The organism is Streptomyces sp. NPDC127092 (assembly GCF_042722475.1).
Lineage (GTDB): Bacteria > Actinomycetota > Actinomycetes > Streptomycetales > Streptomycetaceae > Streptomyces.
The window spans coordinates 61,569-84,641 of the sequence record NZ_JBHXFE010000006.1 but is presented as its reverse complement, the minus strand read 5'-3'; the positions used below and the strand labels follow the sequence as shown (position 1 = coordinate 84,641).

Here is a 23,073-nt window from a genome sequence, read left to right as displayed (position 1 = left end):
ACGGGCGGGCGCGGAGGGGCCACAGGGGGTGCGGCGGGCGCGGGTGGCGGCCGGTACGCGACCGGTTAGGCGTTGGGGGCGGGTCGGGTGCGGGACGGAGAGTGCGGCTCGGTAACCTAAGCGCGCTGACACACCTTTAGCCGTTACTTAGCCCGTCCGTACGTCCTAGGAGTTGCCGCCGCCGTGAGCCGCAGCCTTCGACGCGGCGCCCTCGCCGCCACCGCCATCGTGATCTCGATCGCCTCGCTGTCCGCCTGTGGTGCGGGCAACGACGCACAGACGCTCGGCGTCCGGCCGGACAACGCCGCCGTCACGGTGGACGACGTCAAGATCCAGAACGCGCTCGTGATCACCCAGCCGGACCCGGGTGCCGTCGGCCCGGCCGTCGTCTCCGCCACCGTCTTCAACAACGGCCGGACGCAGCAGACCCTCGAGTCGATCACCCTGCCGGGCACCGTCGGCGCCGTGAAGCTCAAGGCGGCCGAGGGCGACGGCCCGATCGTCGTCCCCGCCGGCGGCTCCGTCGTGATCGGCGGCGCCGGCAACGCGACCGCCACGGTCGAGGGCGGCCTGCGGGAGGCCAGGAACGGCGACGCGCAGAAGGTCGTCTTCAAGCTGAGCAAGACCGGCGAGGTGTCGCTCGACGCGTTCGTCGTCCCGGCGCAGGGCTACTTCAAGGAGTACGGCCCCGCCGAGATCCCGAAGCCGCCGGCCACCACGCCGACCACGGGCGCCACCGCCACCGCCACGCCGACCGGCGAGGCCGGCCACGGCGCCACCCCGTCGGGCACGGCGACCCCGACCGGCACGGCCACGCCGACCGGCGAGGCCACCCACGCGGCCGGCCACTGAGCCGACCGGCAGGCAAGCCGAAAGGGCGCCCCCTCCGAGGAGGGGGCGCCCTTTCGTACAGGCGCTGAGGCTCGTACAGGCTCTGAGGCGGCGCCGTCCGGCCTACGGCTCGAATTTGTAGCCCAGGCCCCGCACCGTCACCAGGTAGCGCGGCGCACCCGGGTCGGGCTCGATCTTGGCGCGGAGGCGCTTCACGTGGACGTCGAGGGTCTTCGTGTCGCCGACGTAGTCGGCGCCCCAGACCCGGTCGATGAGCTGCATGCGGGTGAGGACGCGGCCCGCGTTGCGGAGCAGCATCTCCAGGAGGTCGAACTCCTTCAGCGGCAGGTCGACCTTGCCGCCCGCGACGGTGACCACGTGGCGGTCGACGTCCATGCGGACCGGGCCGGCCTCCAGGGCGGCGGGCGTGACCTCCTCCGGCTCTCCGCGGCGGCGCAGCACCGCGCGGATGCGGGCGACCAGCTCCCGCGAGGAGAAGGGCTTGGTCACGTAGTCGTCGGCTCCTATTTCCAGCCCGACGACCTTGTCGATCTCGCTGTCCTTGGCGGTCACCATGATCACCGGGACGTTGGAGCGGCCGCGCAGCTGCCGGCACACCTCCGTGCCGGGCAGGCCCGGCAGCATCAGGTCGAGGAGGACGAGATCCGCTCCGTTGCGCTCGAACTCGTCGAGGCCGTCGGGCCCGGTCGCCGCGACGGCGACCTCGAAGCCCTCCTTGCGGAGCATGTACGACAGGGCGTCGCTGAAGGATTCCTCATCCTCGACGACAAGCACTCGGGTCACGGAAGGACCTCCGGGGCAGGGAGTGGTTCGGTCATGAGATCGGGGGTGGTGGAGGTGGAGGTGGAGGTGGAAGCGGAGAGGGAAGGCGAGTCGGAGCCGGCCCCGGAACCGTGGCCCGCACCTGAGCCGTTGCCGGCGGCCGAGCCCGGACCGTGGCCCGGGCCGTAGCCGTTGCCGGCGGCCGCGCCGGGAGCGTGGCCCGGGCCGGAGCTCTGGCCGTGGCCCGAGCCCTGGCCTGAGCCCTCGCCCGAGCCCGAGCGCGAGCCGCTGCCCGAGCCCTGGCCGGAGGCCGAAGCGTGGCCGTGGTCGGGGCCGAGGCGGCCGTCGAGACCCGGGGCGTCGTCGTGACCGAGGTCGTGGTCATGGCCGAGGTCGTGGTCGTGGCCGGGCTCGTCGTCGTGGTCGTGGCCGCCCGCCGTGCCGTTCTGGCCGGCGCGGCGGTTCCGCCCCGCGCCTGCCTCGGGCAGCCGCAGGGTGAAGGTCGAGCCCTGGCCCTCGGTGCTCCACACCGTGACCTCCCCGCCGTGCGAGGCGGCCACGTGCTTGACGATGGCCAGGCCGAGGCCCGTACCGCCGGTGGCGCGGGAGCGGGCCGGGTCGACCCGGTAGAAGCGTTCGAAGATCCGCTCGCGGTCCTTCTCCGAGATGCCGATGCCCTGGTCGGTCACCGCTATCTCGATCAGGTCGCCGCCGGGTGCCGCGACGCGGCGGGCGGCGATGCCGACCCGCGTACGGGCCGGCGAGTAGTTGACGGCGTTCTCGACGAGGTTGCCGAGGGCGGCGGCGAGCTGGCCGCGGCTGCCCCAGACGTACAGGTCGGCGGTGCCTCCGGAAGCCATCGTGATCTGCTTGGTGGAGGCGGTGTGCCGCGAACGGTCGATCGCCTCGGCGACCAGCTCGTCCACGCGCACCGGCTCGGAGTCCTCCAGCGGGTCGTCGTTCTGCACCCGCGAGAGGTCGATGAGCTCCTGCACCAGATTGGTGAGGCGGGTCGCCTCGATCTGCATCCGGCCCGCGAAGCGGGTGACCGCCTCGGGGTCGTCCGAGGCGTCCATGACGGCCTCGGAGAGCAGGGAGAGCGCGCCGGTGGGCGTCTTCAGCTCGTGGCTCACGTTGGCGACGAAGTCGCGCCGTACCGCTTCGATGCGGCGGGCCTCCGTCAGGTCCTCGACGAGCAGCAGCACGAGCCTGGACCCCAGCGGGGCGACCCGGGCCGAGACCGCCAGGGCCTCGCCGCGGCCGGTGCCGCGCCGTGGCAGGTCGAGCTCCACCTGGCGTATCTCTCCGTCGCGGCGGGTGTCGCGGGCCATGTTGAGCATGGGCTCGACGGCCAGCTTCCCGCCGCGGACCAGGCCGAGCGCGTACGCCGCCGAGCTGGCCTTGACCACCGAGTCGCTCTCGTCGAGGACGACGGCGGAGGAGCGCAGCACGGACAGCACGGTGTCGACGCCGGGCGGGAGCACGGCGTCGGTGTGCAGGGAGGTACGGGTGGGTCGCGCCTGGTCGCGCTCGCTCCAGCGGAATGCCAGCATGGCGATCACGCCGGTGCACACGCCGGCGATAGCGGCCAATGCGGCGACCGCCGCGTTCACGTCCATGCCATCCAGGTTATGCGGGTCGAATGACACTCTCCCAGCCGTCCGGGTGGCTGCTCGAACAGTCGTCGCCCAGAGTTCACCGAGGAGACGGGGCTGGTTCATTTGCCCTGGTGGCCCCTGCGGCGCGCGTTGCCCAGAGTTCACCTGGGTGACAGAGGTGGTTCACGTGAGGGGGTGGAGCCCGACGCGTACGGGCCCGAACGTGGGAGCGTGGGGGCACGGACCGACCCGGGACCCGGGGTCCGGGCCCCGAGGCATTTACGGAGCGCGTAGAGAGGGACGACATCGATGCGGGACGCGTACCACGAGGAACTTGACTCGATCGGCGAGGGCCTGGTCGAGATGGCCCGTCTGGTCGGGTCGGCGATCGGGCGCGCCACGACGGCGATGCTGGACGCCGATCTGAAGCTCGCGGAGAGCGTCATCGCCGCGGACCAGAAGATCGACGACCTCCAGCACGACCTGGAGGCGCGGGCGATAGCACTGCTCGCCCGGCAGCAGCCGGTGGCGACCGACCTGCGGATCGTGGTCACCTCGCTGCGGATGAGCGCCGACCTGGAGCGCTCGGGCGACCTCGCCCAGCACGTCGCCAAGCTGACCCGGCTGCGTTTCCCGGACCGGGCGGTGCCGAACGACCTGCACGCGACCATCCTCCAGATGGGGCAGCTGGCGCAGCGGCTGATGGCGAAGGCGGCCGAGGTGATCATCACCAAGGACGTCGACCTCGCGCTGCAGCTGGAGCAGGACGACGACGAGATGGACCTGCTGCACCGCACGCTCTTCCAGCACCTGATGGACGACCGTTGGAAGCACGGCATCGAGACGGCCGTGGACGTGACGCTTCTCGGCCGCTACTACGAGCGGTTCGCCGACCACGCGGTGTCGGTCGCGAAGCGCGTCGTGTACCTGGTGACGGGTGAGCACGCGGACGAGCTCCAGCCGGCGGAGGCGCCGGTCGAGGGCGCGTAGGCGCTCCGGGGCGGACGGCAGGGCGGCGGCCGCACGGCCGTCGCACACCTGTGCGCCGTTGATGCGCCGCGGTGACTGGGCATGCAATGGGGGGAGGCGAGGTACGCCTCTCAGGGAGGGACCCCATGGCCGAATCCGCTCCGATCACCGACCCTCAGCAGGAGAGCGCGCTTCCGCGCGACGCGAAGTTCCTGCCCGTCCTCGGCGCCTGCGGCTGCGGCTCGGGCTGCGGCTGCGGCTGCCAGTCCGGCGGGCCGTGCCAGTGCGGGGGCTGCTCCGGCTGAATCCGGCTGGCTCCGGCTGACCAGCACGACACCTCGGTACGGGCTCCGCCCGGCTCCCGGGCGGAGCCCGTGCTTACGAGATGTCCAGGACGCCGACCGTCTGGTCGCCGGCCAGTTCGCCGGTCTCGCGGAAGCCGAGCCGGCGGTAGAAGTCGCCGGGGCCGTGCTCGCCCTGGTGCCAGCTCACGTACATCTCGGTCGCCCCGCGCCGCCGCAGCTCCTCGCGTACGGCGTCGACGGCGAAGCTGCCGTACCCCCTGCCCTGCTGCTCGCCGCTGATGTTCAGCCGCCAGAGCCCGCTGCGCCGGTCGTCCGGGTCCTTCTCCGCGTTCCACTGGATGTCGACGAAGGCCATCAGGAAGCCGACCAGCTCGTCGCCGTCGAAGATCAGCCGTGGCCAGGCGGTCTCGCCGAACGCGTAGGCCTCGGCGAGCGAACGGACCACGGGGGCGACGTTGTCCCGCTGGTGGGGATGGACGCTCAGGTCGAGGGCGGCGTCGATGTTCGCGGGGGTGACCGGCTCAAGACGCGGTGACGTGCTCATGGCCGGGACGGTAGACGAAGGCGATGATCAGCGCGCGCGAAATTCGGAGGGGCGCGGACGCGGCCGGCTGCGCCAGGATGGCCCGCATGCCGACCACGCCCACGACCACGCCCGCGCTGCTCCGCCGTACCGTTCTCGCCCAGGCGACCGCCCCCGGGGAGGTGGGCCCGGAGCTGCGCCGCCGACTGATCGACTGCTGGATCGCGGTCACCAACGCGGGCGGTGCCGCCGGTTTCCCGTTCCCGCCGGTCACGGAGGCGGACGTCGCGCCGGTGACGGACGCGCTCCTCGCCCGTCTCGCACCGGACGGCCACCGGCTGGTCACCGCGACGGTCGGCACGCGGCTGGCCGGCTGGGTGGTGCTCGGCCACGAGCCGAACCCGCTGGTCGCGCACTGGGGAACGGTCCACCACCTCCAGACCCACCCCGACTTCCGCGGCCTGGGCCTGGGCAGGGCCCTGATGCGCGAACTCCACCGCATAGCCCGCGACGAACTCTCCCTCACCCACCTCCGCCTCGCCGCCCGTGGCGGCGAGGGCCTGGAGTCCTTCTACGCGTCCCTCGGCTGGACGGAAACGGGCCGCTGGCCCCGCGCCCTGCGCCTGGGCCCGTCGCCGGAGGACACCCGGGACGAGGTGCTGATGGGCCTGGAGCTGCGGCCGGAGGTCAGGCCCTGAGGAAGACCACCGAGCGCAGCTTCAGGCGGTCCGAGGCGGGGCGGCCGTGGGGGCGGAGGGTCCAGCTGTCGCCGGTGCAGTCGGGCTCGGTGAAGACCGTCGCCCACTCGTCGGTGTCGTTGTGCGGGGCGAAGGCCGGGACGGAGGCGCCCGGGTCCGCGACCTCGGGCAGGGTGACGCACTCGCCGCTGGCCGGGTCGTGCAGGGTGGCGGCGACGGGCTGCCCGTCCAGGCCGGTCACGCTGTAGCCGAAGTCGCCGGTGGCGGCGTGGGCGGGCGAGACCAGGACGGCGGTGAGGGCGAGGGCACCGGAGGTGGCGGCGAGGGTGTGCCGAAGGCGCACGGGGGTTCTCTTTCGTGAGGACGACCAAGGTCGTCCTCACTGTGCTCGCCGGCCGCGGCGGCTACGCGCGGCGCCGAAGCCGAAAGCTTTCTTTGTCGCCCGTCCGGGCGACCGCTGCGGGGCGACCGCTGCGGGCGCCCGCTCGGGGCCGGCGCTCCGGCGTACGCCCCGGACGCTCCAAGCGACCGCTCCGGGCGGGCGCTCCGGACGACCGCTCCAGGCGTACGCCCCGGGGGCTGCGGGCGACCGCTCCCGGCGACTACGGCGTGAAGACCTGCTCCAGGCGGTGGATCGCCCCGTCGTCGCCCGTCTGGTACCTGAAGACCAGCCCCGAGTCCGGGTGTGCGTTCACCCAGTCGATGAGCTCCTGCACGCCGATCGGGGTGTTCTCGGTACTCGCCACGATCGGGTCGGTGGCGGTGACGTACGCGGCCTGGTCGAGCGCCCAGCGGCTCTCCTCGCCGCTGACGACGAACGGCCCGCCGTCGGTGTCCTTGCCGCCGCAGCCCCACGCCCCGTGCTGGAGGACGAGGTTGACCTTGCCGGTGCTTCCGGGCAGCTCTTCGATGCGGTAGAGGGCGAACTCGTCCGGGTCGTACTCGTCGGGAGTCGGCGCGGTGGTGACGCAGCCGGCACCGGGCGCGCCGCCCGGCTTCGTCGCGGGCTTGGCCGTGGGCGTCACGGCGGGCTTCGCGGCGGGCTTCGCCGTGGGCCGCGCCGTCTCCTTCGACGGCGTCGCCGCGGGCTTGGCCGCCGGCTTCGCGCTCGCCCCTGACGAGGGATCGGCGGGCGCCGCGGTGGCCGGATCCTGCGCCGGCGCCGACGCGGTGGCACGCGTACCCGGCTGCGCGGCCGCGCCGTCGTCGTTCTGACAGGCCGTGAGCGAGGCGGCCAGCGCGACGGCGGCGAACGCGACGCCGGCGGATCTGAAGCGCGTGAGGTGCATCCGGGACTCCCCCTTTGTCCGACGGCGGCCGTCCGTGGCCGCGTCCCGGCCGGAACGTAGCAACGCCCCGCGTCCAGGCGCGATATCCGGCCACGCTCTGTCGCACACCCGCGACATTCCCGTCACGCCCCGCGGACGGGGAGGGCCGGTGCCCGGCGCCGCGGAAGTGCGGGCCCCCGGCCCGCGTGCTGGACTGGAGGGGCCGCTTCCGCCCGTAACGTGAGGTGAAGGCACCATGGAGACCCTCGAAGAGATGGGGCCGGTCGACTACCTGGTCATCGAGTTCCCCGGCAACCGCATGACGGGCGAGGCGTTCCCGCTCCTCGTCGACCTCGTCGACCGCGGCATCATCCGGATCATCGACCTCGCCTTCGTCGGCAAGGACGCCGACGGCTCGGTCGCCGGCCTGGAACTGCAGGACCTGGGCGGCGGCGAGATGGACCTGTCGGTCTTCGACGGAGTGTCGTCCGGAGTGCTCGACCAGAGCGACCTGGAGGAGGCGGCCGGCGCCCTCGACCCCGGCAACTCGGCCGCCGTGCTGGTCTACGAGAACCTGTGGGCCGCGCCCCTGGCCCGCGCGCTGCGTCGCAGCGGCGCCCAGCTCGTGGCCGGCGGACGCATCCCCGTACAGGCGCTGCTCGCGGCCCTGGACGCCACGGAGGAGACGTCGCCGTCCGGCGGCTCCGTGGCCGCCTGATCCGCCACCCGCACGGACACCGACCCATGGGAGATGACCGACCATGCCCGGACTGCTGAGGGGCGTCGCCCGCACGGCCGTCGTCGCCGGTACCGCCACCGCCGTCTCCAACCGCGTCTCACGGCGCCAGGCCGGCCGGTGGGCACGACAGGACTACGCGCAGCAGGAGCAGTACGCCCCACAGGAGCAGTACGCACAGCAGCAGTACGCCCAGCAGGCACCCCCGCCCCCGGCCGCCCCACCGCCCGCCGGCACGGACGACGACATGACCCGCAAGATCGACCAGCTGAAGCAGCTCGGCGACCTGAAGGCGCAGGGCGTCCTGACGGAGGAGGAGTTCGCGGAACAGAAGCGCCGCCTCCTGAGCTGACCAAGCGCCGCCGAAGCCGACCAGGCGCCGACCCGCCCCGCCATCCCGGGCGCCACAGACCCCGAGCCGACGCCGACGCCGACGCCGACGCGACATGGTGAACCTGCCCGGGTCATGACACCTTCCGTCCGTGGTCCCGCGCCGGTCCCACCGGAGTGCCCACAGACGACCGCCCCGGCATACGCGCGGCACCCCGGCGGCACGAAGAAGCCCTCTCCCGGCGGAGGGACAAAACCACGCGCCGGCCCAGCTGAGATTCGCCAGGCAAACCGTCTGACGATCTTCTCTGCTCGCTGGCCAACGGACCGAGCAGGCGGGAGCGCACCCGAAAAGTCGTGGCTGCCGTCTTTGAAGGCGCCTACGCTCCCGGTCGCCGAGGAAGGAGGGCGAGGTGGCCGACGATGAGTCCACCGGGTACTTCACGTTGCTCTGCGACGACCCGTCCCACGAGGTCGTGCTCGTCGACTGCGGGCCGCGCGAGATGGACGTGGTCCTTGCAGTGCGCAAGGTGACCGGGCTGAGCTTGTGGCACAGCCGGGGTCTGGCGCGGCAAGCCCCCGTCACCGTCGTGAGAGGGCTGTCCGCGTTCCGGGCCCAGTCCACCGCCTCGGTTCTCCGGAGCGCCGGCGCCATAGCGGAGTGGAGGCAGGAGCCGGAGCCACAGCCGGTAGAGCGCGCGGTCCAGCTCCCCTGACGGCCCGCAGATGGCCCCGCGGCACGAAGAAGCCCCCTCCCTGCGGGGAAGCCGCAGGTCGGGGGCTCTTTCAATGAGTGAGGGCTACTTCTTGCCCTGGTTCTTCACGGCCTCGATGGCCGCCGCCGCGGCCTCCGGGTCGAGGTAGGTGCCGCCGGGCTTGAGCGGCTTGAAGTTCTCGTCGAGCTCGTAGGCCAGCGGGATGCCGGTCGGGATGTTGAGGCCCGCGATGTCGGCGTCCGAGATGCCGTCGAGGTGCTTGACGAGGGCGCGGAGGCTGTTGCCGTGGGCGGCGACGAGGACCGTGCGGCCGGCCAGGAGGTCCGGGACGATGCCGTCGTACCAGTACGGGAGCATCCGCTGGACGACGTCCTTCAGGCACTCGGTGTTCGGGCGCAGCTCCGGCGGGATCGTCGCGTAGCGGGCGTCGTGCGCCTGCGAGAACTCGCTGTCCTCGGCGAGCGCCGGCGGCGGGGTGTCGTAGGAGCGGCGCCACAGCATGAACTGCTCCTCGCCGAACTCGGCGAGGGTCTGCGCCTTGTCCTTGCCCTGCAGCGCGCCGTAGTGGCGCTCGTTCAGACGCCAGGAGCGGTGGACCGGGATCCAGTGGCGGTCGGCGGCCTCGAGGGCCAGCTGCGCCGTGCGGATCGCACGCTTCTGCAGCGAGGTGTGGACCACGTCCGGCAGCAGGCCGGCGGCCTCGAGCAGCTCACCGCCGCGCGCCGCCTCCTTCTCGCCCTTCGCGGTGAGGTTGACGTCCACCCAGCCGGTGAACAGGTTCTTCTCGTTCCATTCGCTCTCGCCGTGGCGGAGGAGGATCAGCTTGTACGGTGCGTCGGCCATGCCTCCGAGACTAGACGACGGCCGACGATTGACGCGCACCGTCAATTCGCTGGCGTCCGGCGTATGAGATCCGTAAGTTACGGAAGCGGAAAGCGGGACTTACAGATCACCAGGGGGCGGCCACACATGTCCATCGACTCACTCAGACGATCGGCGCGTGCCACCGTCTCGGGACTTCCCGGCGGCTTCTGGTGGCTCTGGCTGTCGACCCTGGTCAACCGGACCGGGGCCTTCGTCCTCACTTTCCTCTCCCTCTACCTCACCCAGGAGCTCGGGCACTCCGCCTGGTTCGCCGGACTCGTCGTCGCCCTCCACGGCCTCGGCGGCGTCGCCGGCTCACCGCTCGGCGGCATGCTGACCGACCGCTGGGGCCGCCGCCCCACCATGGTCACGATGCACCTGGCGGCCGCCACCTGCGCCGTCCTGCTCGCGCTGGTCACCAGCGCCTGGGGCGTCGCCCTCGTCGTGCTCCTCATGGGCGTCGCCATGCAGGCCGTGCGGCCCTCCATCAACGCCACCATCGCCGACCTGGTGCCTGCCCACGAGGTCCGCCGCGCCTACGCCCTCAACTACTGGGCCCTCAACCTCGGCTTCGCCATCGCCGCCATCGGCGGCGGCGCCGCGATCGTCTTCGGCTACCGCACCCTCTTCCTCGTCGACGCCGCCGCGACCGCGCTGTGCGCCCTCATCGTCTTCCTCCGCCTGCCCGAGACCCGGCCGGACGCCAAGGTCGACCACGCCACCGGCGAGACGCTCGCGGAGGAGAAGGTCAGCGTCCTCACCGTGCTGCGCGACGCGCCCTTCCGCACCCTGGTGCTGCTCAACCTGCTCGTCTGCCTGGTCTTCACCGCTCCCTGGATCGGCCTGCCGCTCACCATGGCCGGCGAAGGCCTCGAGCCCTCCGCGTACGGTGCCGTCATCGCCGTCAACGGTGTCGTCATCGTCGGCTTCCAGCTGCTCGTCAACAAGGTCACCGACAAGCGCTCGCCGGTGATGCTGCTGACCGTCTCCTCCCTCCTCTTCGCCCTCGGCACCGGCGCCACCGCGCTCGCCGGCAGCTCCGTCGCCTTCGGCGCGACCGTCGTCGTCTGGACGATCGGCGAGATGATCCACGTCCCCACCAACGCCGCCGCCACCGCCCGGCTCGCCCCTGAGCACGCCCGCGGCCGCTACCAGGGCGTGATGGGCATGTCCTGGGCGGTGGCCGGTTTCGTCGCGCCGATCCTGGCCGGCTGGGTCGTCGACGGGCCCGGGCCCGACGTCCTGTGGATCGCGTGCGCCGTGATCGGCGCCGTCGCCGCCATCGGCTACCAGACGCGGCTGCGGTCCGCCCTGCGCGAGACGGAGCCGGACGCGGAGCCGGGGGACGAGACCGAGGCGGTTACCGAGGCGGAGACCAAGGCGGTTACCGAGGCGGTTACCAAGAGGGAGGCCAAGGGGGAGGCCACGGAGGAGTCGCTGGCCGCCCGGGCTTCGTCCGCCCAGGCGGCCGCCCCCGCGGTCGAGAGCGTCAGCTCCTCCTGAACCCCGAAGCGCCCCCGAAGCCCCAAGGGCCGCCGAAGCCCGAGGGGACCCTGAACCGCTTCTGTGCCTCGTACAGATTTCGGGGGCGTACGGCGTCCGGTGCGCCGTACGCCTCCATGCGCGTGTGGAGGTCGCCCGTGAAGTCCGGCACGTCGATCTGGTCGAACTCGCGGACCTCGCTGATCCCGACGGTCGCGCTGTACGGCGCCACCGTGTCGAGCTTCACCAGGCCGGCCCGGCCGTTCGTCACCGTGACGTTCCAGTGGGTGAACCGGGCCCCGTAGAGCGGGCCCGCGGAGGCGTCGCCGCCGTGCCGGCCGTCGTTCTCGACCGTGATCTCGGTGCGCACGTTCGCGAAGGGCATCCCGCGGTGGGTGTCGAACGTGCCGGTCTCCATCAGCCCGCGTGACCAGACGTTGTGGCTCGACAGGCCTTCGACGTTGATGCCGTGGAGCTGGGTCCCGGGCGCCGCGGGGACGCCGCGGGCGGCGACGCGGAAGTCCTCGACCAGGTTGTCGTGGGAGCCTTCCCGGCAGAAGTACGGGTGGTGGGCGCCGCGGCCCTCGACGGCCGTGCGCCGCAGGGTGCAGGCGGAGGCGGCGACGAACCCGAAGCCGTTGTCGACGTGGCGGACGACCACGTCCTCGGCCCAGCAGTCGTACGCGCACTGGAAGGTGACGCCGTTGTAGCCGCGGTCGAGCAGATGCGGGGACTGCGCGACGAGCGGCGCCTCCAGGGTCAGCCCGGTCACCCCCGAGCCGGTCAGGGCCTCGGTCCCCGACACGAGCCGGGGGTCCCATTCGGGGCGGACGTCGAGCGGCAGGGGACGTTCGAGGCGGACGCGGCGGCCCTCGATCCCGGTGATCCGCACGGGCCACTCGTAGGGGACGTACGAGGTCAGCTTGGTCTTGTCGTCCCAGGTGTACGCCTCGGGGCCGGGGCCGCCGCCCGCCATGTGCTCCAGGAGGGTGCGGCCGGCGTCGTCGGCGAGGCGGAGCAGCACGAGTCCTCCGCGCCGCAGGGCGGACGGGTCGTCGACGGTGACCGTGCGGTCGCCGCGCCGGGCGGGACGCACGGTGGTGAGGGTGGTCCACTCGTCGCGCCGGTTGCCGGTCCAGCCCTCGAAGGGCCAGGCCTTCTCGCGGATCGCGGCGACGAGGGAGGCGTGCCGGGACCGCGGCGAGAGCCAGATGAGGCCGCCGGCCCAGGACCAGGCGGACTTGTCGCCGCCGTAGCGGGACCCGTAGGGGCCGACGAGATCGGTGAGGCTGCGGGTGGCGCGCAGGGTGGTGCGGGCGGAGCCGGCGCCGCGCAGCACGACTCCGCTGTCGCCGATGTGGAGGTAGCCGTCGATCCGGTACGTCCCGGGCGGGAGCAGTACGGTGCCGCCGCCCCGCTCGCCGGCCGCCGCGAGGGCCCGGTTGATCGCGGGCGCGGAGTCGGTGGAGCCGTCGGGGGTGGCGCCGTGGGCGACGGCGTTCTCGACGACGGGCGGGCGCGGGAGCCGTTCGGCTCCCCCGTGGGCGCCGGCGGAACCCACGTACGGGATCTGGGGATGGGTGGAGGGGGCTGCCGCGTACTCCTGCCAGAGAGGCGTGTTCCCGGAGACGGCGGCCTCCTCGCCGCCTGCCGCGCCCTCTGCGCCGGGGGTCGTGAATCCCGTCGTGGCGGCCGCCGCGGCCACCCCGATCGCGCTGCCGACGAACCGCCTTCTGCTGATCCTGCCGAGTGCCATGAACCTGAGCCCTTCACATATATGAACGGTGTTCAGATTTGCGTTGGCGGTGAGCATGGCAGGGCGGCGCCCGTACGGGAAGGGGGCGGGAAGGCCGACGGAAGGCTTCGACAGGACTGGCTCAGCGAGAAGGCGTCAGTTCGCCGGCTTCTGGGTCAGGTTCTTGAACGCGTCGAGATTGCGCGTCGACTCCCCGCGCGACACCCGCCACGCGTACTCCCGGCGGATCGCCGTCGCGAAGCCCAGTTCGAGCAGCGTGTTGAAGTCGCCGTCCGCCGCCTCCAGGACGGACCCGAGGAGCCGGTCCAGCTCCTCCGGCGTGACCGCCGCCAGCGGCAGCTTGCCGGCCAGATAGATGTCGCCGAGCTGGTCGATCGCGTAACCGACCCCGTACAGCCGGAGGTTGCGCTCCAGGAGCCAGCGGTGGACGCCGGCCTCGTTCTCGTCGGGGTGGCGGATGACGAAGGCGTTGAGGGAGAGCGAGTGACGGCCCACGCGCAGCGACAGCGTGGTGAACAGCTTGCGCGTGCCCGGCAGCTTGACCACGTAGGAGCCCGGTTCGGTGGACTCCCACTCCAGTTCCGCGTCCTTGAAGGTGTCCTCGACGATCCGCCGGACGCTCTCTGCCTCGACCTCAGCCATGGAGCGAGCGTACGCGACGGCGATGATCACGCGCCCTGAGGTCGTGCGCGCGGTGCCGGTGGTCGTGCATCGCGGCCGTGTACACGTCCGCCGTCCCGGACGCCGCCGTGTCCCAGCCGAACGAGCCGGCGTGCCGCGCCGCCGCCGCGCCCATCCCGTCGGAGAGCCGCGGATCGTCGACGAAGCGGGCGAGCGCGCGGGCGTAGTCCTCCGGATCGTGCCCCTGCACGAGGAAGCCGGTGACGTCGTCCCGTACGGCCACGGGCAGACCGCCCACCGCCGCCGCGACGACCGGGGTGCCGGCCGCCTGCGCCTCGATGGCGACCAGACCGAAGGACTCGCTGTACGAGGGGACGACGAGCACGCTGGCGGCCCGGAACCAGTCCGCGAGCCGGTCCTGTCCGACCGGCGGGTGGAAGCGGACGACATCCGAGATGCCCAGCCTGGCGGCCAGCTTCTGCAGGCCCTCCGGCTTGGCGAGGCCGCTGCCGCTCGGCCCGCCGACCACCGGCACCACCATGCGCGAGCGCAGCGAGGGGTCGCGGTCGATGAGCAGCGCCGCCGCGCGCAGCAGGATGTCCGGGGCCTTCAGCGGCTGTATCCGGCCGGCGAAGGCGGGGATGAAGGCGTCCTGGGGCAGGCCGAGCCGGGCCCGGGCGGCGGCGCGGCCGTCGGCGGGCCGGAAGTGGTCCAGGTTGACGCCCGGGTGCACGACGGCGATCTTGGCCGGATCGGCGTCGTAGAAGCGGGAGAGCTCGTCGGCCTCCTCGGCCGTGTTGGCGATCAGCCGGTCGGCCGCCTCGACGATCTGGGTCTCGCCGATGACCCGGGCCGCGGGCTCGGGCGTGTCGCCCTCGGCGAGCGCCGCGTTCTTGACCTTGGCCATGGTGTGCATGGTGTGGACGAGCGGGACGCCCCAGCGCTCGGCGGCGAGCCAGCCGACGTGGCCGGACAGCCAGTAGTGGGAGTGGACCAGGTCGTAGTGGCCGGACCGGTGGCCCGCCCAGGCCTGCATCACCCCGTGCGTGAAGGCGCAGAGCTGGGCCGGCAGCTCCTCCTTGGCCAGCCCCTCGTACGGACCGGCGTCGACGTGCCGGACGAGCACGCCGGGCGCGAGCTCGACCACCGGGGCGAGGCCGCCGGTGGTGGCCCGGGTGAAGATCTCGACCTCGACGTTGATCGCGGCGAGCCGCTTGGCCAGCTCCACGATGTAGACGTTCATACCGCCCGCGTCGCCGGTGCCCGGCTGGTGGAGCGGGGAGGTGTGGACACTGAGCATGGCCACGCGGCGCGGGCTGCGGTGCCGGCCGGGAAGCCGGAGCCGGGGCGGCGCCGCCAGGGTGCCGGCGAACCGGGACACGTACTGGCTCACGTCGGCGGTCCTTCCGCTGTCGGGCATGGTGGCGGGTATGGCAGGCATGGCAGGGGGAGGGCGGGGTCGCACCCTCCGACCCCGCACAACACCGGAATCCCACCTTTCATTTCCCCGGCGGCCCGCGCTTTGCCAAGTCATTACCGCCGACGCGGCGCACCGCACGGAGGCAAAGCCTCCGCAGTGAGCCGGATCGCGGCCGCGGGGGCCGGAAGCCGCGGCCACCGGCCGCCCGGCCGCGGCCTCGTCCTCGGAGGGCGGTCGCGGTCTCGGGGGACGGTCGCGTCCCTGCCGGCTCCCCCGCCCCCAGCCCACGGCCGCGGCCCGCCCCCGGCCGCCCCGTCAGCCGCCCTTCCCCACCCCTTACGCTCGTTCCATGGCCCCGCGCACCACACTCCCCGCCGTCGCCCGACCCGTCGGCACGGTCACCCGCGGGACCACCAACCCCAATCGGCTGCGCCGCCAGGACCGCTGGATCGCCGCGGTCCACGGCCCGGCCCTGCGCCGCTCCGGCACGCCGCCGCTGGCCGTCGACCTCGGTTACGGCGCCGCGCCCTGGACCGCCGTCGAGCTGCTCGCCCGGCTGCGCGCCGAGGACCCGCGCACCCTGCTGTACGGCATCGAGATCGAGCCGGCCCGGGTCGCCGCGGCGCGGCCGTACGAGCGCGAGGGCCTGGAGTTCCGGCACGGCGGCTTCGAGGTGCCGGTGCCCGGCGAGGTCTCGCTGATCCGGGCCGCGAACGTGCTGCGGCAGTACGACGAGGAGCAGGTCGCCGCGGTCTGGAAGCGGCTGTGCGGGCGGCTCGCGCCGGACGGGCTGCTCGTGGAGGGCACCTGCGACGAGATCGGGCGGCGGCACGTGTGGGTCGCGCTGGACCGCTCGGGGCCCCGGACGGTGACCTTCGCGACCCGGCTCGGCTCGCTCGTCCGGCCGTCCGACCTGGCGGAGCGGCTGCCCAAGGCGCTGATCCACCGGAACGTGCCGGGTGAGCCGGTGCACGCGTTCCTGCGGGACTTCGACCGGGCCTGGGCGGCGGCCGCGCCGTTCGCCTCGCTGGGCGCCCGGCAGCGGTGGATCCGTGCCGTACGGGATCTGGCGGCGGACTGGCCGGTGACGGACGGCCCGCGACGCTGGCGGCAGGGCGAGGTGACGGTGCGCTGGGAGGCCCTGGCCCCGCGCACCTGAAGGTGCGGGGCGGCGGGAGACCACGGACCTGATCTCCAGATCCCCAGACCCCCAGATCCCGAGACCTCCAGATCCCGAGACCTCCAGATCTCCAGATCCCCGGCCCCGACCCCGGACTTCTCTGAACTTTCCCTGAACTCCCCCTGCTTTTCGCCCGCTCGGGGAACGCGAGCGGCCGAACGCTCGTCCCCCGTGGGGGGAAGTGACCCGACAGGCCCCGCTTTCCCCTGTTGCTTTCGGGTTTCGCATGGCACTATCGCCAAGGTCACGACCAAGTTACTGACGGTAAATCAGATTCGGAACGTACAGACGCATGACCGGGTGTCTTGAGGGGGAGCCTGTGAACCGACGCCGCCACGCCATCGCCACGCTCACCGTGGTCTGCGCCCTGACGGTGCTTGCCTCGCCCGCCCTCACCCTCCAGGCCGCCGCGGCCCCGCTCCCGCCCGGGCCGCCGGCGCAGCCGAAGAAGACCCTCGAAGAGGTCCGCAAGGAGATCGACGGCCTCTACCGACAGGCCGCGCGGGCCACCGACGCGTACAACCTGGCCGAGGAGAAGGCCAAGGAGCAGTCCGACGAGATCGTGAAGCTGGCCCGGATGATCGTGGCCGGCCAGGAGAAGATCGACGACCTCAAGGCGCGGGCGGGCGCGGCGGCCCGCGCGCAGTACCGCAACGGCGGACTGCCCGACGGCGCCCAGCTGGTCCTCACGAACGACCCGCAGCTCTTCCTCGACAACGCGGGCCGGCTCAAGGAGGGCCAGAAGGCCACCAAGGACCTGCTCGCCGAAATGACGAGCACCCAGGCCCAGTTGACCACGTACGCGAAGGACGCCAGCCTCAACTGGAAGAAGCTGGAGGACAACCGGCTCAAGCAGGCCAAGGCGAAGCAGGAGATCAACGACAAGATCGAGGCCGCGAAGAAGCTGGAGTCACAGCTCGCCGCCGAGGAGCGGGCCCGGCTGCTGCGCCTGGAGCAGCAGGCGCAGTACAAGGCGCAGACCGCCTGGGTCAACTCCGGCGTGCTCAAGGGCCTGAGCGAGAAGGCGACGCCCGCGGGCAAGCGGGCGGTGGAGTTCGCGACGGCGCAGATCGGCAAGCCGTACGTGTGGGGCGCCGAGGGCCCGGCCTCGTACGACTGCTCCGGCCTCACCCAGTCGGCCTGGGCGGCGGCAGGCCGCCCGATCCCGCGCACCTCGCAGGAACAGTGGCGGCTCCTCCCGCACGTGGACATCAAGGACATGCGGCCCGGCGACCTGATCGTCTACTACAAGGACGCCAGTCACATCGGGATGTACGTGGGCAACGGGGCGATCGTGCACGCGCCGCGGCCCGGGCGGGACGTGACGATCGCCGGAGCGGGCTCGATGGAGATCCTGGGAGTCGTCCGCCCGGAGTGACCGCAGCGCCCGGAGCACCCTGACCGACCCGAACGATCCGACCAACCCGAACGATCTGACCAACCGGAGTGGTCGGACTCGACCGGAGTGACACGTCACAAGTGACGTTTCTCATCGTCCGGAAGCCTTCGCGTGCCGTCGCGACGGCCTTCTGGCGGCGACTACCTCCCCATCCGTGGCATATGCCATACCGCCGTGCCGGTTCACAGCGTGATCGCCATTCCGCTGCGCCACGAGGTACCGCTATGGTCGGTCCCCGGCCCTCGGGGGGAGGGAAGGAAACCCATACCGATGCCCGTACCCGTACCGCGTCAGAGAATCGATTCTCCCGCGGCACCCGGAACGCCCGGCACCGCCCACGCCCACGACCTCACGCTCCTGGTCGTCGAGGACGACCCGGCCGGCGCCCTCGCCGTACCCGAGCTGCTCGACGCGGCCGGGACCCGGGTGCGTATCCGTACCGCCCGCAACCTCACCGAGGCCGAGCGGCTGCTCACCGACGACGTCCACTGCGTCCTCGTCGACCTCGCCCTGCCCGCCCCCCGCGGGGCCGAGGACGAGCCGCTCGCGCCGCTCCAGCACATCCTGCGGCTCGCGCCGCGCCACGCCGTGCTCGCGCTCGCCGCGTCCGCCGACGCCGAACTCGCGGCCGAGGCGGTACGGGTCGGTGCGCAGGACCACCTCTTCCGGGAGGAGCTCGACGGGCGGCTGCTCAGCCGCGCCATCCGTTACGCGGTCGAGCGCAAGCGCAACGACGTCGTGAAGATCAAGCTGGCCGAGTCGCGGCTGCGCGCCCAGGAGAACGCCCGCCTGGAGCGCGGGCTGCTGCCCACGCCGCTCCTGGAGGGCTCCGACCTGCGGTTCGCCGCCCGCTACCGGCCCGGCCGGTCGCGGGCGCTGCTCGGCGGCGACTTCTACGACACGGTGCGCACGCCCGACGGCACGGTGCACGCGATGATCGGCGACGTCTGCGGCCACGGCCCCGACGAGGCCGCGCTGGGCGTGGAGCTGCGGATCGCCTGGCGGGCGCTGACCTTCGCGGGCCTGTGCGGGGACGAGCTGCTCTCGACGCTCCAGCAGGTCCTGGAGCACGAGCGCGAGAACGACGAGATCTTCGCGACCCTGTGCACGGTCGACATCTCGGCCGACGGCCGCCGGGCCGGCCTGTGCCTGGCCGGTCACCCCACGCCGCTGATCGCCCGGCACGGGCGGGCGGCCGAGCTGCTGCCGTACGAGGACGGCGGCCCGGCCCTCGGCCTGCTGCCGCGCGCCCGCTGGCCCCGCCGGCAGGTGGAGCTGGGCGGTTCCTGGAGCCTGCTGATGTACACCGACGGCCTGATCGAGGGCCGCTCGGCGGGCCCCGGCTCGCCGCGGCTCGGCCAGGACGGGATGCTCGAGATGATCAACCGGCAGCTGGCCTCGGGGCTGCGCGGCGAGGAACTGCTCGACGCGGCGGTGACGGAGGTGCGGTCGCTGAACGGCGGCGAGCTGACGGACGACGTGGCGGTCCTGGCCCTGGAACGGGACAAGACCCGGGCGTAGGCCCGGGCCTTGGTGCCGCGGTGTCGTCCGCCGGCCGCCGCCGGCCTCCGGCTCTGCCGGCCGCCGTTCTCCGCGCCCCTACCGGCCGCCGTTGTACGGGCCGTACGGGCCGTCGCTGCTGGAGCCGCCGCGCCGGCCGCCGCCGGACACCTGCCGGAGCGCGGGGCGGACGTCGACCATGAAGACGATGGCGGCGATGAGCCCGGCGATCTGCAGGAACAGCATGGGCAGGAGCAGGTTCAGGACGAGGTTGATGCCGAGCAGGATCAGCCAGAACTTCTTGGTCTGCTTGTCGGCCGCTCGATACGCGTCCTCGCGCGCCGTGGCGGCGAAGACGAACGCGGCGACGGCGAAGCCGGTGAAGACCAGGAAGGTCACCAGGGACAGGATCGAGTCGAAGCCGTTCGCCAACATGCTGAGCACCGCCTAGGTGTGTGGGTGGAGCGCCTCGCGGCCAAGGTACCCGTTACAACGCTCGGGACACCGGGATTGGTGCCCGGACCGCCGTACGGCTCAGTCCCGCCGTCCGACCGGCTGCCGCCGTGCGACCGGCTTCCCGCCGGACGACCGGCCTCCCGCGCTGGACGACCGGCCATCCGCCGTACGCCCTACTTCTCGGCGCCTTCAGAGGCCGCGGCCTTCTTGGCGGGCGCCTTGCGGGTGGTGGTCTTGCGGCCGGCGGCGGGCTTGGGGGCCTCGTCCGAGGAGTCCTCGGCGGCGGAGGACTCGGCCTTCTTCGCCTCCGGCTCGCGCTCCGGCTCGGGCTCGACGACGACGGCGATCTCGGTGATCCCCTCGGCGGCCTCGCCCCGCCAGGCCCGGACGGCCTCCTCGCCGTGCGCGGCGAGCTCCTCGTACTTCTCGCGGGCCTTGACCGCGTACTCGGCGGCGACGCCGACGCCGCGGAGCGCCAGGTCCTGGGCCTGCTCGCCCAGCTTCTTCAGGTCGGTGTCGATGCCGCCGACGAACTCGGCGAACTTGGCCTGCGCCTTCTCCTGCACCGCCTTCGGGTCGGTGTTCTTCACGGCCTCGATCCGGCCGGGCGCCTCGGCGGCGAGCTGCTCGATCAGGCCGGGCACCTTCTTGGCCTGCTTGACGGCGAGGTCGGCGGTGCCGGCGGCGAAGTAGAGGGGCGTGCGGAGTTCGTCGATGATGGCCATGGTCGTGGTCCTCCCGGAGGTTCTACACGTCGGTGGGCTGCGCCTGCTCGGCGGCGTTCTCCTTGCGGAAGGAGTCGTAGATCTGCAGCAGCACCTGCTTCTGCCGCTCGTTGATCGAGGGATCGGCCAGGATGACGGCGCGCGTCTCCAGCTCCTCCCGCTCCTTCTCGTCGAGGATTCCGGCGCGCACGTACAGCGTCTCGGCGGAGATCCGCAGCGCCTTCGCGACCTGCTGCAGCACCTCGGCGCTGGGCTTGCGCAGCCCCCGCTCGATCTGACTCAGATACGGATTCGACACCCCCGCGGCCTCGGCGAGCTGCCGCAGTGACAACTGCGCGGTGCGCCGCTGCTCACGGAGGTACTCGCCAAGATTGCCGACGTTGAGTGAAGCCATGCTCCGACCATGCCAGCTGGTGCTAACTATTGCAAGCAGCCGCTTGCAATAGTTCTGTCACGCGGCCTGGCGTTCCGCGCATGGAAGCCGGTGAGCAGCTGTCGGCGCTCGCGGCCGACGTCCGCCACTTCCTCGGTCCCCGAGGACCGGCTCAGGGCTGAGCCGGAATGGTGGCCGCGAGGCCGGAGACGGTCACGTGCGGGGTCAGGGCGCGCAGGAAGTCGGGGGCGTCGAAGAGGGCGCCCGCCGAGACTGTGCCGGCCTGGAGCCGGGTGCGGCCCGTGAGGACGCGGGCGACGGCCTCCACGGCCAGCGGTGCCGTCACCGCGTAGATGTCCCGGCCCGTCGCGGCCGCACGGCGCTCCTCGATGCCCGAGCGGACCAGGACGTCGATCAGGAAGGTCTGCGCGGAACGGCCGCTCTCGTCGGCCGGGACCGGCGGCGGGGTGTCCGCGGCGGCCAGGTCGCCGGCCGCCTCGGTCGTCATGTACGTGCGCACCTCGGGTACGGCGAGATGGCTCGGCACCGTCACCACGTCCGCCATCGTGAACTCGCCGATCACCGGCCTGCGTCCCATCGGCTCCGGGAACGTCCAGTCCAGCGTCGGCGGGGCGTCGTCCCGGTACTGGAGGCGGCCGTCCCGGTGGACCGGGCGCCGGCCTCCGCGCCGCTCGCGGGAGACCGCGCCCGCCGCGCGCGTGCCGGCCGTCGGGTGCCAGCTGTCCAGCCCGTACGCGACGTGCACCTCGTCCGCCGCCGTCCACTCCCCCGTCGCGGCGGTGGCCAGCAGGTCGCCGAGTCCGCCGTAGAAGGCCATCGCCGGAACCACCAGGACGCCCGCCGCGCGGGCCGGCTCCGCGTACCGCGTGAACGTGTCCAGATTGGCCTCGATCTCGGCCGCCACGTCCACGTACGGGATCCCGGCGCGCAGCGCCGCCTCGACCACCGGCGCGGCCGTCGTCGCGAACGGGCCCGCGCAGTTGATCACCGCCGCCGCCCCGGCCAGCGCCCGGTCGAGCGCCGCCGGGTCGTCCACCGCCGCCGGGCGGACCTCCAGGCCCTCCGCCGTCGCCGTCTGCGACAGCTCCTTCAGCTTCCGCCCGTCGCGGCCGGAGAGGACCGGGACGAAACCGCGCTCCCGCAGCTCCGCCACCACGAAGCGGCCCGTGTGCCCGTACGCGCCGTAGACCACCACTGCCTGCCCGGCCACCTCTGCCACCCGAGCCGCTGCCTGCGTAGCCTGCGTCGCCTGCGCCGTCCGCGCTTCCCGCTCCGTGCGTGCCGTTCGTGTCGTCATGTGGCCATCCTGACCGCCGGCCCGGGGCCTCCGTGAGTGTCGGAAACGACGTGACCCGTACAGTTTCCGACATGGATCCCAGGGACGTCCGCCCCGCCTCCTCCCCCGCCCCGCCCCCTGCCCCGTCCGTCGCGCTCGCCGTCACCGACGGCATGCTCCACTTCGAACTCTCCATCGCCTACGAGGTGTTCTCCCGCGACTACGACCTCACCGTCTGCGGGCCCGGCCCCGTCCGCGCCGGGCGGTTCCTGCTCGAACCCGATCACGGGCTCGACCGGCTCCGCGACGCCCGCACCGTCGTCGTCCCCGGCTGGGCGGACGTCGACGTCGCCCCGCCCGCCGCGCTCGTCGACGCCGTGCGTGCCGCCCACGACGCGGGCGCCCGGGTCGCCTCGCTCTGCACCGGTGCGTTCGTGCTCGCGGCCGCCGGACTGCTCGACGGCCGGCGGGCGACCACCCACTGGGCGCACACCGACGTCCTCGCCGCACGCCACCCCCGCGTGACGGTCGATCCGGACGTCCTCTACGTCGACGACGGCAGCGTCCTCACCTCCGCCGGCAAGGCCGCCGCCCTCGACCTGTGCCTGCACCTCGTCCGGCTCGACCACGGCTCGGCCGTCGCCAACACCGTCGCCCGCCGGCTCGTCGTACCGCCCCACCGGGACGGCGGCCAGGCCCAGTTCGTCACCACGCCGGTGCCGGCGCCCGGCAACCACCCGCTGGGCGAGCTGTTCCCCTGGGTCATGGCCCGGCTCGACTGGCCGCTGACCGTCGAGGACCTGGCCCGGCGGGCGGGGATGAGCAGCCGTCACCTCGCCCGCCACTTCCGCGCGGTGACCGGCACCACCCCCCTGCGCTGGCTGCTCGCGCAACGGATCCGGCGCGCCCAGGAGCTCCTGGAGACCACCGACGACGGCATGGAGAGCATCGCGGCGGCCACCGGCATGGGGACCGCCACGACACTGCGCCGGCACTTCGCCCGTACGGTCGGGGTGCCCCCGGACACGTACCGCCGCACCTTCCGCGTACGGGCGACCAGCCAGCCGGCCCGGGCGGGGGACTAGGCCGTCTCTTCCGGATCTTGACCGGATCCGCGACGCACCACGTGGCCCACGCCTCGGACCAGCTCGCCGGGGGGGGGGAGGAGGGGGGGGGGGGGGGGTGCGAAGACAGAAGGAACCGCTCGGGGTGTCCCCCTTAGGGGTGGGAGGGGGTGGGACAA

At 73.0% G+C, this 23,073-nt stretch carries 25 protein-coding genes; 12 read left to right on the top strand and 13 right to left on the bottom strand.

The window, feature by feature from the left end; genetic code table 11:
- The first annotated feature begins 183 nt into the window (after positions 1 to 183).
- Entirely contained in the window at positions 184 to 852 is a 669-nt protein-coding gene (locus ACFWJO_RS07240) for a DUF461 domain-containing protein (RefSeq protein ID WP_386863820.1), read from the top strand.
- 102 nt (positions 853 to 954) lie between these two features.
- Here the strand turns inward: ACFWJO_RS07240 and ACFWJO_RS07235 are convergent, their stop codons facing one another.
- Positions 955 to 1,635 (bottom strand): response regulator transcription factor, encoded by a 681-nt coding sequence (locus tag ACFWJO_RS07235; protein WP_015035162.1) that lies wholly within the window; start codon positions 1,633 to 1,635, stop codon positions 955 to 957.
- Entirely contained in the window at positions 1,632 to 3,233 is a 1,602-nt protein-coding gene (locus tag ACFWJO_RS07230) for a sensor histidine kinase (protein ID WP_386863819.1), read from the bottom strand. The genes ACFWJO_RS07235 and ACFWJO_RS07230 overlap by 4 nt, the downstream gene beginning before the upstream one ends.
- 288 nt (positions 3,234 to 3,521) lie before the next feature.
- Between ACFWJO_RS07230 and phoU the strand changes: the two genes are divergently transcribed.
- On the top strand, positions 3,522 to 4,202 hold the full coding sequence (gene phoU, locus ACFWJO_RS07225) for a phosphate signaling complex protein PhoU (protein WP_384410133.1): 681 nt from the start codon (positions 3,522 to 3,524) through the stop codon (positions 4,200 to 4,202).
- A gap of 125 nt (positions 4,203 to 4,327) precedes the next feature.
- Entirely contained in the window at positions 4,328 to 4,486 is a 159-nt protein-coding gene (locus ACFWJO_RS07220; RefSeq protein ID WP_386863818.1) for a hypothetical protein, read from the top strand.
- 73 nt (positions 4,487 to 4,559) lie between these two features.
- On the opposite strand, the gene ACFWJO_RS07215 is transcribed toward ACFWJO_RS07220, so the two are convergent.
- Positions 4,560 to 5,030, bottom strand: coding sequence for a GNAT family N-acetyltransferase (locus tag ACFWJO_RS07215; protein ID WP_386863817.1), 471 nt, complete (start codon positions 5,028 to 5,030; stop codon positions 4,560 to 4,562).
- A gap of 86 nt (positions 5,031 to 5,116) precedes the next feature.
- On the opposite strand from ACFWJO_RS07215, the gene ACFWJO_RS07210 reads away from it, so the two are divergent.
- On the top strand, positions 5,117 to 5,707 hold the full coding sequence (locus ACFWJO_RS07210) for a GNAT family N-acetyltransferase (protein WP_386863816.1): 591 nt from the start codon (positions 5,117 to 5,119) through the stop codon (positions 5,705 to 5,707).
- On the opposite strand, the gene ACFWJO_RS07205 is transcribed toward ACFWJO_RS07210, so the two are convergent.
- Positions 5,697 to 6,050, bottom strand: coding sequence for a hypothetical protein (locus tag ACFWJO_RS07205; RefSeq protein WP_386863815.1), 354 nt, complete (start codon positions 6,048 to 6,050; stop codon positions 5,697 to 5,699). The genes ACFWJO_RS07210 and ACFWJO_RS07205 overlap by 11 nt on opposite strands.
- A 259-nt stretch (positions 6,051 to 6,309) precedes the next feature.
- The gene (locus ACFWJO_RS07200; protein WP_386863814.1) at positions 6,310 to 6,996 is read right to left on the bottom strand and encodes a hypothetical protein; all 687 of its coding nucleotides are present in this window, start codon (positions 6,994 to 6,996) and stop codon (positions 6,310 to 6,312) included.
- 235 nt (positions 6,997 to 7,231) lie between these two features.
- On the opposite strand from ACFWJO_RS07200, the gene ACFWJO_RS07195 reads away from it, so the two are divergent.
- The 3 genes from ACFWJO_RS07195 (at position 7,232) to ACFWJO_RS07185 (ending at position 8,757) form a co-directional block, all read left to right on the top strand.
- Complete coding sequence (locus tag ACFWJO_RS07195; protein ID WP_386863813.1) at positions 7,232 to 7,693, top strand: DUF6325 family protein; 462 nt, start codon at positions 7,232 to 7,234, stop codon at positions 7,691 to 7,693.
- Between the two features lie 43 nt (positions 7,694 to 7,736).
- Positions 7,737 to 8,063, top strand: coding sequence for an SHOCT domain-containing protein (locus tag ACFWJO_RS07190; protein WP_386863812.1), 327 nt, complete (start codon positions 7,737 to 7,739; stop codon positions 8,061 to 8,063).
- A 391-nt stretch (positions 8,064 to 8,454) separates the two neighbouring features.
- Positions 8,455 to 8,757, top strand: coding sequence for a ribosomal protein L7/L12 (locus ACFWJO_RS07185; protein WP_386863811.1), 303 nt, complete (start codon positions 8,455 to 8,457; stop codon positions 8,755 to 8,757).
- An 84-nt stretch (positions 8,758 to 8,841) separates the two neighbouring features.
- On the opposite strand, the gene ACFWJO_RS07180 is transcribed toward ACFWJO_RS07185, so the two are convergent.
- A complete protein-coding gene (locus ACFWJO_RS07180) occupies positions 8,842 to 9,600 on the bottom strand; it encodes a phosphoglyceromutase (protein ID WP_386863810.1) in 759 nt (252 codons plus the stop codon).
- A 126-nt stretch (positions 9,601 to 9,726) separates the two neighbouring features.
- On the opposite strand from ACFWJO_RS07180, the gene ACFWJO_RS07175 reads away from it, so the two are divergent.
- Positions 9,727 to 11,124 (top strand): MDR family MFS transporter, encoded by a 1,398-nt coding sequence (locus ACFWJO_RS07175; protein WP_386863809.1) that lies wholly within the window; start codon positions 9,727 to 9,729, stop codon positions 11,122 to 11,124.
- Here ACFWJO_RS07175 and ACFWJO_RS07170 read toward each other — a convergent pair.
- The 3 genes from ACFWJO_RS07170 to mshA form a co-directional block, all read right to left on the bottom strand.
- On the bottom strand, positions 11,111 to 12,859 hold the full coding sequence (locus ACFWJO_RS07170; RefSeq protein ID WP_386863808.1) for a glycosyl hydrolase family 28-related protein: 1,749 nt from the start codon (positions 12,857 to 12,859) through the stop codon (positions 11,111 to 11,113). The two genes, ACFWJO_RS07175 and ACFWJO_RS07170, sit on opposite strands and share 14 nt — an antisense overlap.
- A gap of 135 nt (positions 12,860 to 12,994) precedes the next feature.
- Positions 12,995 to 13,501, bottom strand: coding sequence for a YbjN domain-containing protein (locus ACFWJO_RS07165; protein ID WP_386863807.1), 507 nt, complete (start codon positions 13,499 to 13,501; stop codon positions 12,995 to 12,997).
- Positions 13,494 to 14,873: a D-inositol-3-phosphate glycosyltransferase gene (mshA, locus tag ACFWJO_RS07160; RefSeq protein WP_386863806.1), complete on the bottom strand. Its 1,380-nt coding sequence runs from the start codon at positions 14,871 to 14,873 to the stop codon at positions 13,494 to 13,496. The genes ACFWJO_RS07165 and mshA overlap by 8 nt, the downstream gene beginning before the upstream one ends.
- 376 nt (positions 14,874 to 15,249) lie before the next feature.
- On the opposite strand from mshA, the gene ACFWJO_RS07155 reads away from it, so the two are divergent.
- From ACFWJO_RS07155 to ACFWJO_RS07145, 3 genes are all read left to right on the top strand, one after another.
- Positions 15,250 to 16,059 carry a class I SAM-dependent methyltransferase gene (locus ACFWJO_RS07155; protein ID WP_386863805.1) on the top strand — a complete coding sequence of 270 codons (810 nt, stop codon included), beginning with the start codon at positions 15,250 to 15,252 and terminating at the stop codon, positions 16,057 to 16,059.
- Positions 16,060 to 16,399: 340 nt separating this feature from the next.
- The gene (locus tag ACFWJO_RS07150) at positions 16,400 to 17,458 is read left to right on the top strand and encodes a C40 family peptidase (protein WP_386863804.1); all 1,059 of its coding nucleotides are present in this window, start codon (positions 16,400 to 16,402) and stop codon (positions 17,456 to 17,458) included.
- Positions 17,459 to 17,749: 291 nt separating this feature from the next.
- The gene (locus ACFWJO_RS07145) at positions 17,750 to 19,000 is read left to right on the top strand and encodes a PP2C family protein-serine/threonine phosphatase (RefSeq protein WP_384410089.1); all 1,251 of its coding nucleotides are present in this window, start codon (positions 17,750 to 17,752) and stop codon (positions 18,998 to 19,000) included.
- Between the two features lie 78 nt (positions 19,001 to 19,078).
- On the opposite strand, the gene ACFWJO_RS07140 is transcribed toward ACFWJO_RS07145, so the two are convergent.
- The 4 genes from ACFWJO_RS07140 to ACFWJO_RS07125 form a co-directional block, all read right to left on the bottom strand.
- On the bottom strand, positions 19,079 to 19,414 hold the full coding sequence (locus ACFWJO_RS07140; protein ID WP_384410360.1) for a DUF2516 family protein: 336 nt from the start codon (positions 19,412 to 19,414) through the stop codon (positions 19,079 to 19,081).
- Between the two features lie 194 nt (positions 19,415 to 19,608).
- A complete protein-coding gene (locus ACFWJO_RS07135) occupies positions 19,609 to 20,160 on the bottom strand; it encodes a hypothetical protein (protein ID WP_386863803.1) in 552 nt (183 codons plus the stop codon).
- Between the two features lie 22 nt (positions 20,161 to 20,182).
- A complete protein-coding gene (locus ACFWJO_RS07130; protein WP_384410084.1) occupies positions 20,183 to 20,554 on the bottom strand; it encodes a helix-turn-helix domain-containing protein in 372 nt (123 codons plus the stop codon).
- 151 nt (positions 20,555 to 20,705) lie between these two features.
- Entirely contained in the window at positions 20,706 to 21,764 is a 1,059-nt protein-coding gene (locus ACFWJO_RS07125) for a saccharopine dehydrogenase family protein (protein ID WP_386863802.1), read from the bottom strand.
- A 158-nt stretch (positions 21,765 to 21,922) separates the two neighbouring features.
- Here ACFWJO_RS07125 and ACFWJO_RS07120 point away from each other — a divergent pair, with 158 nt between their 5' ends.
- Entirely contained in the window at positions 21,923 to 22,915 is a 993-nt protein-coding gene (locus tag ACFWJO_RS07120) for a helix-turn-helix domain-containing protein (RefSeq protein WP_386863801.1), read from the top strand.
- Positions 22,916 to 23,073 lie beyond the last annotated feature (158 nt).